Source organism: Rhodococcus sp. P4_B6 (assembly GCF_056402215.1).
Map to the genome: position 1 here is coordinate 144,360 of NZ_JBFUHV010000006.1, position 9,820 is coordinate 154,179.

General features: G+C 66.8%; 7 protein-coding genes. 3 read left to right on the forward strand and 4 right to left on the reverse strand.

Going from position 1 to position 9,820, the window contains the following annotated elements; genetic code table 11:
- Positions 1 to 38: 38 nt before the first annotated feature.
- Entirely contained in the window at positions 39 to 1,508 is a 1,470-nt protein-coding gene (locus AC1DWT_RS04745; RefSeq protein ID WP_477919880.1) for an aldehyde dehydrogenase, read from the reverse strand.
- 431 nt (positions 1,509 to 1,939) lie between these two features.
- Here AC1DWT_RS04745 and AC1DWT_RS04750 point away from each other — a divergent pair, with 431 nt between their 5' ends.
- Positions 1,940 to 3,130, forward strand: coding sequence for a Fic family protein (locus AC1DWT_RS04750; RefSeq protein ID WP_095863210.1), 1,191 nt, complete (start codon positions 1,940 to 1,942; stop codon positions 3,128 to 3,130).
- An 11-nt stretch (positions 3,131 to 3,141) separates the two neighbouring features.
- Here the strand turns inward: AC1DWT_RS04750 and AC1DWT_RS04755 are convergent, their stop codons facing one another.
- From AC1DWT_RS04755 to AC1DWT_RS04765, 3 genes are all read right to left on the reverse strand, one after another.
- On the reverse strand, positions 3,142 to 3,597 hold the full coding sequence (locus AC1DWT_RS04755; protein WP_072938803.1) for an OsmC family protein: 456 nt from the start codon (positions 3,595 to 3,597) through the stop codon (positions 3,142 to 3,144).
- Complete coding sequence (locus tag AC1DWT_RS04760) at positions 3,594 to 4,436, reverse strand: substrate-binding domain-containing protein (RefSeq protein WP_387488073.1); 843 nt, start codon at positions 4,434 to 4,436, stop codon at positions 3,594 to 3,596. Before AC1DWT_RS04760 ends, AC1DWT_RS04755 begins: the two co-directional genes overlap by 4 nt.
- A gap of 114 nt (positions 4,437 to 4,550) precedes the next feature.
- On the reverse strand, positions 4,551 to 5,531 hold the full coding sequence (locus tag AC1DWT_RS04765) for an SLAC1 family transporter (protein WP_095863211.1): 981 nt from the start codon (positions 5,529 to 5,531) through the stop codon (positions 4,551 to 4,553).
- 124 nt (positions 5,532 to 5,655) lie between these two features.
- On the opposite strand from AC1DWT_RS04765, the gene AC1DWT_RS04770 reads away from it, so the two are divergent.
- A complete protein-coding gene (locus tag AC1DWT_RS04770) occupies positions 5,656 to 6,225 on the forward strand; it encodes a TetR/AcrR family transcriptional regulator (protein WP_072938795.1) in 570 nt (189 codons plus the stop codon).
- A 188-nt stretch (positions 6,226 to 6,413) separates the two neighbouring features.
- Complete coding sequence (locus tag AC1DWT_RS04775) at positions 6,414 to 9,689, forward strand: protein kinase domain-containing protein (RefSeq protein WP_477919884.1); 3,276 nt, start codon at positions 6,414 to 6,416, stop codon at positions 9,687 to 9,689.
- The last annotated feature ends 131 nt before the right edge of the window (positions 9,690 to 9,820 follow it).

The following is a 9,820-nucleotide window of genomic DNA, read 5'->3' on the forward strand; positions in this document are numbered from 1 at the left end:
ATTGACTCCCTGCATTATCGGGCCGGCTCGCCGGCGTATTATCGGGCCGGCTCCGCGACCAGCTTGGTTTCCAGGTATTCCTCGAAACCGGCCACACCCATCTCGCGGCCGATTCCGGACTGCTTGTAACCGCCGAACGGGGCGTCGGCGGAATACCAGACGCCGCCGTTGACGCTGAGCGTGCCCGTGCGCACGCCGTCGACCACGCGCTGCACCCGTGCGGGATCCGTGCCCCACACCGATCCGGACAACCCGTAGGGCGAATCGTTGGCGATGCTGATCGCGTCCTCGTCGCCGTCGTGCGGAATGATCACCAGCACCGGTCCGAAGATCTCTTCCCGGGCCACCCGCGCGGTGTTGTCGAGGCCGCTGATCAAGGTGGGTTCGACGAAGAACCCGCGGTCCCGATCGGCCGGGCGGCCGCCACCGACCACGATCGTGCCGCCCTCCTCCCGGGCGAGTCGCAGGTACTCCTCGACCCGGGCACGTTGCCGGGCGGAAATGAGCGGCCCGCAGATGGTGCCGGGTTTCGCAGGATCGCCTGCGCTCAGTCCGCCGAGTGTGCGGGCCGTCGCCTCGACTGCCTGGTCGTACTTCTCGCGGGGCACGAGCAGCCGGGTGGTGATGGCGCAACCCTGTCCCGCGTGGGTGGAGACGGTGAACGCGGCGACCCCGCACGCCCCGGCGAGGTCGGCGTCGTCGAGCACGATGAACGCGGATTTGCCGCCGAGTTCGAGGAACACCTTCTTCAACGATTCGGACGCCGCCGCCATGACGGCTTTCCCCGTGGTGCTCGAACCGGTGAACGACACGAGGTCGACGCGGGGGTCGGTGGACAGCTGCGCGCCGAGAGCATGGTCGCTCGACGTGACGATGTTGACGACACCGGCCGGAAGATCGGTCTCCTCCGCGATGAGGTGCCCGACGAGGGCGGCGCACCAGGGAGTGTCGGGTGCGGGTTTGAGCACCACCGTGTTGCCGGCCGCCAGCGCGGGGCCGATCTTGGCGAAGTTGATCTGGTGCGGGAAGTTCCACGGTGTGATGGCCCCGACCACCCCGACGGCCTCCTTGAGGACACGTCGGCGGGTCCTGATGCCCATCGGTTCGGCGACGCCCAGATCCTGCTCCCAGGAATAGCTTTCGGCGAGGTCTGCGAAGTAGCCGAGGTCGGCGACCGGGCCCTCGAGCTGCGGTCCGCTGGTGAGGAAGGCGGGGGCGCCGACCTCCGCGATGGTGAGGTCGCGCAGTTCCTCGATGTGGGATTGCAGTACGTCGCGCAGCTGTCGCAGGCAGCGGGCGCGGAAGCCGTGGTCGCGGGACCACGTGGTGTGGTCGAAGGCTCGCCGGGCCGCGGCGATCGCGGCGTCCATGTCGAAGTCGGTTGCGTCGGCGGCCCGTCCCAGCACTTCCTCGGTGGCCGGGTTGATCACCTCGAACGTGCCGCCGGAACCGGGAATCAGTTTGCCGTCGATCAGGAGAGCAGAGCTGTCGGTGGGGCGCAGAGTCATCGATTTTCGCTTCCGAGTCGGGTAAGTGTCACAGCGATCTCTGAAAACTGGACATGTGTCTGGACTATAGTTTGAACAACTGGATGCCGCAATGACGAGTTCCCGGAGGTGCGAGGACGGCGCGCGCGAAAAGGCGACTGGAAGGGTGGGGAGCCGGCGACCTCGCCACAGGCATCGCCGGGCGAATCTTCGCCGGATCAGGTTGCTTCGTCGGTAGATTCGACCGACCGACTCCGACACTGCTGGCCTACCGCGGCCACGCGACAGAGCCGCCGTGGTCGCTCGACGAACTGGCGGAGCTGGTGGGTGCGGCATCACCCGGCTTACGAGGATGCTCGATATACCAACGATGTCTATAACTACGTTTGAGGTGCTAAAAGTAAGTTAAGGTAGCCGTTATCTTACGTTCGTCCTCGAACGAGGAGATTGTTGTGATCTGGCCGCCGCATCGAAGAGAGTCTCGAGAGTGGAACCCGCGTCATCGGCAGGGTTCGCGCGCCGACCGCACTCTGGAGTCGGTCGACGTTTCGATTCCGCCGATGATCGGTTCCCTCCACTGCGACCTGGTCGGTGCTGTCGCTCGCGTGCACGAGGAGGCGGTCATCTCCGTTGCCCGCCTCGAAGCTGGTTTCGGCGAGCACCTGGTGCCGCTGTCGGATTTTCTGCTGCGCAGCGAGTCGGTGGCGTCGTCGAAGATCGAGCACATCGATGCGGGCTGGCGGGCGTTCGGCAAGGCGCTGGCCGGCGGTAAGGCGAATGAGGAGGCCAAGTCTCAGCTCGCCGCGGTCAAGGCATTGATTGTGATGGTCGACGCCGCCGGCGGTGGCCCGATCACGCTCGAGACTCTGCTGAGTGCGCACCGGCTGTTGATGGCACCGGACTACTACACCGCCCGCGACTCCGGCAAGGTCCGCGACGTGCAGCACTGGGTCGGTGGCAGCGATTACACCCCGATCGACGCGCTTTACGTGCCGCCGCCGCCGGAACTGGTTGACGATCTGATGGCCGATCTAGTGGAATTCGCGAAGCGCACCGATCTGCCGATTCTCGCGCAAGCGGCGATCGCGCACGCCCAGTTCGAGTCCATCCATCCGTTCATCGACGGCAACGGCCGCATCGGCCGAGCCCTGATCAGCGCGATTCTTCGACGCCGCGGCCTGACGCGCCGCGTCACTGTCCCGTTGGCGCCGGTGATGCTCGCGGACACGCGCCACTACTACGACCAGCTGACCCGCTACCGTGCGGGTGACGCCGACGAGTTCGTCGAGTACGTCGCCCGCGCGGCGATCGTCTCCAGCGAGGCCGCTCAGGACTCTGCCCGCGCCCTGGCCGAACTCCCCAGCTATTGGCGGGATATCGCGCGGCCGCGCAGCAATTCCGCCGACGAGAAGATCATCGACGCCCTCCTGGACATGCCGATCTTCAGCGCCGACACCGCCCAGCGGATCACCGGCACCACCGATGCCAGCACGTACCGCGCCTTGGGCCGGCTCACCGCGGCCGGGGTGCTCGAGGTGCTGTCCGAGAGCAAGCGCAACCAGATCTGGGCCGCCACCGGTGTGCTCGCCGAACTCGACGCCCTGACCACCACGATCGGCAGACGCACCACCGAGCACCCGTAACCGACGGGCAGTCACACGCCCGCGGTCGCCGGTGCGCGGACCGACACCTCTTCCGTGACGGCGGCTGCGGCGTCGATCAGCGCCTGTCCGGGTCGGCGAGTCGCGAGGTCGGGAAGCGCGGCGCGCAAGCGATCCGCGTGTGCCGCGTTCGCCACTTCCCAGTCCAGCCGGATCAGTTCGATGACGGCGCCGTCGTCGGTGCCCATGACGCGATCGACGTTCAAGGTCGCGGACACGGTGAGCGCGGCGGACTCGGCGATCGCAACCTCGCCGAGGAGCCGCAGCACCACGAGGGAGGCGGCCGCGATGCCGGCGAGCATGTGTTCCACCGGGTTTGCGCCGGAATCGTGCCCGCCGTACTGCTGGGTTTCGTCGATCGTCAACTCGTGCCTGCGCGCGGTGACCGTCGTGCCGTGGGTCCCGGGCAGCGCGTGCACGACCAGTTGCTCACGTCGAGAAGTAGTCATCGAACCGCCTCATAGAAGTCTGCGGCGGTGTTCCCGCCTGTATTCAACACGTCTGCAAGCCATTCGATCGCATCCGCACCGGCAGCTCGGACGTCACGTGGATCGGGACCGTACTGAGGGGACAGGTAGTCCGCCAGCAAGCGCTGCGCATCTGTCCCGCTGTCGTCGTGGAGCAGCGACGCCACGGCGTCGAGCGCCACAGGATCTCTGCTCCTGACCTTGGCGATCGCCGCCGTCTGTGCGGCGACGACCTTTCGTACCGACGGATGGTCGATTCCGATCTTGTCCACGTCGACTGCGACACCTGCGGTGGGGAACCTCAGGGCGACGCCGAAGAACAACGATTCGGCGAGCCCGAGCCGTGACAGGGTGCCGGGAGCGAACGCGGAGCCCAGAACCGCGGCGTCGGCTTCTCCGGATCTCAGTGCCTCCAGTCGCTGCCGATCGCCTGCGCTTCCTGCGGGGAAGCGCAGCATCGACGGGGTGCCGTGGCCTGCCCAGCGATAACTCAGCATCCGCTGGGTGAATGCGCACACGATCGATCCCTCCGGGTGGCCGGCCACGACGGTCGGCCCGGCTGATCGTGTGTCACCCTTTCGCGTCCAGATCCAGAACAGCGGGTGGAGGGTGTGGACGAGCGCAACTTTCCAACGACGTTGCCCCCGAAGGGTTTCGACCAGAGATCCGCCGAGCCCCGCAGACAGGGCGGCCTCCGGATGGTCTGGGCCGGACACCGCTTTCACGTCGATGCCCAGACGGTCGTAGTAGCCCGCTCGCGCGGCGATCTCGTGGCACACCAGTTCGTGGACATTGTGATCGCGATACCCCAGCAGAATCATTCCCGTTCCTTACTCGGCGAGTTCGGTCAGCCGCTGTGTTCATTATGCTGAAGCCGATACGATATTTGGAACACGCCGAACATATGATCCGCGCCGGAATCTGTCAAGCACCCCTCATCGAATCTTCTGAGCGCTCTTGTAGGTCAACAGGATCGATTTCGTCGCGATCGTCACCACGAGGAGAGTCGCGGCGCCGAGCAGTCCGGCCGTGAGGGGCTGCCAGGCACGTGGCTGTACGAGGTGAAGCCACGTGATGGTGAGGGCGACGACACTCGCCACCGGAAAGGTGAACGACCAGAAGCCGTGCGAGAACGTCAGGGCGCGGTAGCGCGTCAGCAAGGGCGCCTGGACCATGACCATGAACGCCGTGACGGCGGTGAGCGCCACGAACAGGGCGTCGGGTCGCCCGTTCGAGATGGTCAGCCATGCTGCCGAGCCGACTGCCGGCGGAGCGATCATGATCGCGAGTGTCGGGGTCAGGGGCGCGGGCATGGTGGGGCGCAGCGCGAGTCTGAGGAACAAGAACACGGAAATGATCACCCAGAAGAACAGGCCGACCGCGAAGCTTCCGACGGCGAGCCAGTCGAGACCGATTTGGGCTGCGGCAAGCGCACCGACGAGGCCGGCTGCGCTGAGGGGGAGGTAGTAGCCGCCGTGCACGGATTCGAGCGCCATCTCTCCGCTCATCCAGAAGCTCAACATCCATGCGCCGAATACCGCCCCGGCCGTGATGGCGAGCAGGGTCAGAGCCGTGCCGGCGATCGGAAATGTGCGGTGCAGGTTTGCTCCGAGCAGCATCGCCGAGATCGGAAGTAGCGCCGCGAGTGGGCCGTGGACGAAGTGTGTGAGCTGTTGCGAAATCCCGTGGTCCGCGCGCCTGGCGCGATGCGTGTGTGCGGTGGCGGTCCAGATCCAGGCGAGCGCTGCGAGCAGCCAGAACGCCTGGGTCAGCGCGAACGGAGTGCCGAGCGCGGTCGTGGCGACCGACCAGGCCTGGGCCAGTCCGGCGAGACCCAGAGGGATCGCGAACAGGTTCAACGGTCGGTGGGCGCGGACGCGTGACTCACGGGCAGTGCTCGGGCGGTGATTGGACAAGGAAAATGCCTTCCTTCTCGAAACGGCGTACTCCGTTATTGACCTAGAGGTCTAATATGGGCGAGGGTCACCGTATTGCTATTTGACCTTGAGGTCAAATAGCGATCGCGAGTAACCTACTTCGGTGGCTAGACCGAGGCTGTTCGAGACGGATGCGGCGATCGACAAGGCGATGGACCTGTTCTGGCTTCAGGGGTACGCCGCGACGACGCCCCAGGAACTCGCCGGTCAGATGGGGATCGGCAAGGGCAGCCTGTACAACACATTCGGGAGCAAGCACGACTTGTTCCTGCGAGCGCTTCGGCGTTACACCGCGATGCGGCTCGAATACCTCGCCGATCTGTTCGCCGCGCCCGGCCCGGTCGGGCCCCGCCTCGAGACGGCGATGGCGGTACTCGCCGGGGTCGGCGAGCACCGGCGTGGGTGCGTCATGGTCAATGCCGCGGCCGAGCTCGGCACCGTCGACGACGAGGTGAACCGCATCGCGGACGAGCTGTTCGCCCGGATCGAAGGCATCTTCAGGGACGCGATCGAGCAGGGGCAGCAGTCCGGGGAGTTCGGAGCGGACCGGCCTGCCGACATTGCGGCGCGTCAATTGCTCGCGTCGGTGATCGGACTCAGCGTGCTCGTGAAATCAGGTGGCCGACCCGAGGCGTGTGCGACCGTCGTCGCGGGGTGCGTCGGCGGACTGTGATCTGCGCAAGACCGGGGTGTCCGGAACTCGAGTCGGCGACGTTCAGATGCTCCCGCGCGCAGGGTCTGCGGCTATATCCTGGAATGCACGCTACCGAGGGCTGAGGAGCCCACGATTGTTCTTGCACTGGTCGTGCCGTCGGGACCGGTGTTCGGGACCATGAGCCGACGGGGTGAGTAGACCGTCCGATGGGTGAAGCCGATCCGCTCGACACGCAGCGGCACGTCGTCCCCGTCGTGGCTTCGGAGCTGAGTGCGGCGGGTTTCGACGACGCCCGGGAGATCGGGCGCGGCGGCTTCGGGGTGGTGTACCGCTGCATTCAGGCGGACCTGGATCGCACGGTCGCGGTGAAGGTGCTCACCGTCGATCTCGACGAGGAGAACCGGGCCCGGTTCTTCCGGGAGCAGAGGGCGATGGGCCGGCTGACCGGGCACCCGAACATCGTCGGCGTATTGCAGGTCGGCGCCACCGACAGCGGCCTTCCCTACATTGTGATGCCGTATCACCCGCAGGACTCGCTGGAGGTCCGGGTTCGTCGGGACGGCCCTCTCGAACTGGACAGAGTATTGCGGCTGGGGGTGAAGATGGCGGGTGCGGTCGAGACCGCGCATCGGCTCGGGATCCTGCACCGGGACGTGAAACCCGCCAATATTCTGCTCACCGATTACGGCGAGCCGGCGCTGACCGATTTCGGCATCGCGCACATCTCCGGCGGTTTCGAGACCGCGACCGGTGTCGTCACCGGGTCGCCGGCCTATACGGCACCGGAGGTCCTCGAGGGCGATCCGCCGAGCCCGGCCGCGGACGTCTACGGTCTCGGGGCCACGCTGTTCAGCGCTCTCACCGGTCATGCCGCGTTCGAACGCGGCAGTGGGGAACAGGTGGTCGCGCAGTTCCTGAGGATCACCACGCAACCCGTGCCCGACCTGCGGGAGCACGGGATCCCCGACGACGTGGCCGACGCGATCGCGCGCGCGATGTCCCGTACTCCCGGCGAACGTCCGGCGACGGCGGCAGATTTCGGAGAGGAACTGCGCCGGATCCAAGTCGATCACGGTCTTCCGGTCGACGACATGGCCCTCCGCATGGAATCCGACGCGCACGGGAACGACGGACAGCCGGTGTCCGGCCGGTTTCGATCCACGGGCACTACCGGTACGTCCGCGCGGAGTGGCGGGCGGAACCTCCCCCTGGAACTCACCAGTTTCGTCGGCCGCCGGAACGAGCTCACCGAGGCCAGGAATCTGCTCGCGGGGTCGCGGTTGGTGACGTTGACCGGGATCGGAGGGGTCGGCAAGACGCGGCTGGCGATGCGGGTCGCCGCGGCGGTGCAACGGGACTACGGCGATGGCGTGCGGCTGGTCGAGTTGGGCGAGGTGCGTGAGGAGTCTTCGCTGGTCGACGCGGTGGCCGCGGCGGTGGGGGTGCGGGATCATTCGGCGCGGCCGCTACGCGAGGTGTTGATCGAGTTCCTCGCTTCCAGGGAACTGCTGCTGGTCCTCGACAACTGTGAGCACCTGGTGGACGCCGTGGCGGAGCTGGCCGAGACGCTGTTGCGGGTGTGCCCGGCGCTGCGGATCCTGGCCACCAGCCGCGAACCCCTGGTCATCGGTGGGGAAGCGGTGTTGCGGGTGCCGCCGCTGGCCGTGCCGGAGCTTGACCGGAAACCGTCCCTGCGGAGTGTGCGCAGATACGAGGCGGTGTCGTTGTTCGTCGAACGTGCCGCGGCCGCGGTTCCCGGGTTCGAGCTGACGGAGGACAACGCGGCGGCGGTGGCGGGGATCTGTAATCGCCTCGACGGGTTGCCGTTGCCGATCGAATTGGCCGCGGCCCGGTTGCGGGCGATGTCGCCCGAGCAGATCCTGCACCGTCTGACCGACCGCTATTCCCTGCTGTCGCGCGGCAGCAGGGGTGCGCCGACGCGGCAGCAGACGCTGCGGTTGTCCATGGACTGGAGTTTCGAATTATGCACCGCCGGTGAGCAATTGGTGTGGGGACGGCTGTCGGTCTTCGCGGGGAGCTTCGAACTCGATGCCGCCGAGCAGGTGTGTGGCGACGGACTGGGCCCGGACGAATTGCTCGACACGCTGACCTCCCTGGTGGAGAAGTCGATCCTGATCCGGGAGGGGCACGGGTCGGTGGTGCGGTTCCGGATGCTCGAGACCCTCCGCGAGTACGGTTGCGAGAAGCTCGAGCAGACCGGCGAGACCGTGACTTTGCGTCGTCGTCACCGGGATTGGTACGAGACGCTGGCGCTCGAGGCGGAGTCCGAGTGGATCAGCGCCCACCAGTTGGACTGGATCCGCAGGTTGAAGCGCGAGCAACCGAACCTGCGGGAGGCCCTCGAATTCGGTGCCGACGACGATCCCGCCGCAGCACTGCGCACCGCATCCGCACTGTTCCTGTTCTGGGGCTCCCAGGGTCTGTACGGCGAGGGGCGGCGCTGGTTCGCGCAGTTGCTCGCCCGGCAGAGTGGTCCGCCGACAGTCGAGTGGGTCAAGGCACTCCAGCGTGCCGGCATGATGGCCAATGTGCAGGGTGACCTGCAGGCGGGGGCGGCACTCGTGGCGGAGGCGCGGACTCTCTCCGCGCACACGAGCGATCCCATGATGCGCTCTCTCGTTGCCTATGCCGAGGGCATGCTGGCCCTCTACAGCGGTGAACTGGAATCTGCGTCCTCGCACCTGGAAACGGCGCTCGCGGAGTTCGCCGAACGCGGCGATCGCACGCTCGAAGTCGCCGTCCTGTACCCGTTGGGGCTGGCGTACGGGCTCCGCGACTTGACGGACCCGGCGATCGAATACCTCGAGCGTGTTCTCGCGATCACGGAACACCACGGCGAGAAGATGTATCGGTCGCATTCGCTGTGGGCCTTGGGGATTGCCGTGTGGCGACAGGGCGACGACGATCGCGCGGTCCGGGTGCTCGAGCAGTCGCTGGAGCTGACCCGGCAGGTGCACGGCCCACGCGTCGCCGCGTCGGGGCTCGAGGCACTCGCCTGGATCGCCTGCGGGCTCCGCGACGAACCGAGGGCCGCGGTGCTGCTCGGAGCAGCGGAAGGGTTGGCGCGATCGGTGGGAAGCGCTGCGGTGATCTATTCCGATTTGCTTGTCTACCATGAAGAATGCAAACAAAAGAGCCGGAAGGCACTCGGAGGCAAGGTGTTCGACGCTGCCCACCGCAGAGGTGAGCAGCTCGGCTTCGATGCGGCCATCGCCTACGCCCTGCATGAACAGCCGGCCGGCACGTCCGCGCACGGCACCGGCCCGTCGACGCGTCTGACCAAGAGGGAGCGTCAAGTCGCCGACCTCATCGCCGAAGGGCTGACCAATCAGGCCATCGCCGACCGCCTGGTGCTCTCTCCGCCCACAGCTCAGGGGCATGTGGAGCACATCTTGGCGAATCTGTTCTTCACCTCGCGAGCACAGGTCGCGGCCTGGGACGTGGAGCAGACCGGCGGCTGAACGCACGCACGTCCGTTCTAGACGACCGGATGCAAATCGGTGGTCGGCAAACGTGTATCTCGCGCGTCGCAACTCGTCGCGGCGAGGTCCGGCAGCGGTGCCGTCCTGGGGCCGCGTCGCGCACTCTGCAG

Coding starts and splice junctions, on each gene's coding strand:
- AC1DWT_RS04745 (WP_477919880.1), bottom strand. CDS start 1,508: ATGACTCTGCGCCCCACCGACAGCTCTGCTCTCCTGATCGACGGCAAA.
- AC1DWT_RS04755 (WP_072938803.1), bottom strand. CDS start 3,597: ATGACTACTTCTCGACGTGAGCAACTGGTCGTGCACGCGCTGCCCGGG.
- AC1DWT_RS04760 (WP_387488073.1), bottom strand. CDS start 4,436: ATGATTCTGCTGGGGTATCGCGATCACAATGTCCACGAACTGGTGTGC.
- AC1DWT_RS04775 (WP_477919884.1), top strand. CDS start 6,414: ATGGGTGAAGCCGATCCGCTCGACACGCAGCGGCACGTCGTCCCCGTC.